The organism is Skermanella stibiiresistens SB22 (assembly GCF_000576635.1).
Lineage (GTDB): Bacteria > Pseudomonadota > Alphaproteobacteria > Azospirillales > Azospirillaceae > Skermanella > Skermanella stibiiresistens.
The window spans coordinates 1-249 of sequence record NZ_AVFL01000161.1 but is presented as its reverse complement, the minus strand read 5'-3'; the positions used below and the strand labels follow the sequence as shown (position 1 = coordinate 249).

1 protein-coding gene is annotated in these 249 nt (G+C 67.9%); it reads left to right on the top strand.

Going from position 1 to position 249, the window contains the following annotated elements:
* The coding region (locus N825_RS35905) for a TonB-dependent receptor domain-containing protein (RefSeq protein ID WP_037462634.1) at positions 1-249 on the top strand (249 nt) is incomplete at both ends.

Here is a 249-nt window from a genome sequence, read left to right as displayed (position 1 = left end):
GCGGCGTCAAGCCCGAGAAGACGACGCAGATCGATTTCGGCGCGCAGTACAAGACCGAGACCCTGGATGCCTGGCTGTCCGGCTACGCCGGCTATGTCGACGACTTCATCCTGTTCGACTACGCCAAGAGCCGCATGGGGGGCATGGGCGGCATGCATGGCGGCCATGGCGGACACGGCAGCTCGACGCAGGCCGCCAACATCGACGCCCGCATCGCCGGCGGCGAGCTGGGGCTGTCCTACCAGGCGG